Annotated in this window: 1 protein-coding gene; it reads left to right on the forward strand. The window is 35.2% G+C overall.

Going from position 1 to position 509, the window contains the following annotated elements; all coding sequences use genetic code 11:
* Window positions 1-91: 91 nt before the first annotated feature.
* On the forward strand, window positions 92-509 hold a 418-nt coding region (locus tag MV676_RS01805), incomplete at its 3' end, for a hypothetical protein (protein ID WP_297444736.1).

The raw sequence follows: 509 nt of genomic DNA on the forward strand, positions 1-509 counted from the left end.
GTCGTGAGGCAAGGCTGAAGCAGATAAAACTGCTTTATAAAAAACTTGAAGAGCGGAATTTAAAGTAAATGCAAAGGTAGGGGTTTAGGCTATGAAGGGAAAAGTTATTGCTCTTGGCTCTGTTTTGTTGTTAACTGCTTCCTGTTCTACTATGCAGGTAAAGAGCAGTTTTCAGGTAGAACCACTTTTAACGCCTTCGGTAAAAAAAGTATGCTTTAAAAATAGTTTCAAGCAAGAAGAAAAGATTCCACCTGCTTTTTTTAAAAAGCGTGTTTTTTTAAGAATGTATCAACCACTAAAGGTTGCAGAAGTATTCAGGCTTGTTGGAGTTAGTGCTGTTTCTTCAACGGATAAAAAAGTATACATCCCTGCTTTTAAGGGAACGGTAAAAGAGCTTGTAAAAATCGTTGAAGATAAAACAGGAGAAAAAGCATTTTATACAAAAGACGGAATTGTTTTTAAAGAAAAGTATCTTGCCTCTTATCCTGTATTTTTTCCTCTAGACGATA

Source organism: Desulfurobacterium sp., from assembly GCF_027028515.1.
Classification (GTDB): domain Bacteria; phylum Aquificota; class Aquificia; order Desulfurobacteriales; family Desulfurobacteriaceae; genus Desulfurobacterium_A.